The organism is Pseudomonas sp. SIMBA_041 (genome assembly GCF_046535095.1).
Lineage (GTDB): Bacteria > Pseudomonadota > Gammaproteobacteria > Pseudomonadales > Pseudomonadaceae > Aquipseudomonas > Aquipseudomonas mucoides.
Genome location: NZ_JAWRXJ010000398.1, coordinates 1 through 266, shown reverse-complemented (window position 1 = coordinate 266; position 266 = coordinate 1). Strand labels below are relative to the sequence as shown.

The window sequence follows — 266 nt, the reverse complement described above, 5'->3', positions numbered from 1 at the left end:
ACACCACGCCCTTTCCGTAACGAGTCGGGCCAAGGATCGCGTGGTGGATTTTCTTGAACAGGTCGAGCGCTATCCTGATCGGCTCGCCCAGGTCGTTCAAACCGTAGAACATCGAGCCGCGCTGGAAAAACTTTTCCGGCTCGAAATCCTTGGCCGCGAGGCTTCCGGCCTCGTCACGAGCATCGACCGGCTTGTCAGCTTCCTGCGTGACGCGCATCGAGCGCCAGTAAGCGGACAGCTTGGGCGAGACGTAGCGGTCCCACACG

General features: G+C 60.9%; 1 pseudogene. It reads right to left on the bottom strand.

Annotated features, from left to right (window positions below):
• A pseudogene (locus SB725_RS31650) lies at window positions 1-266 on the bottom strand (conjugal transfer protein TraC); the annotation flags it as partial.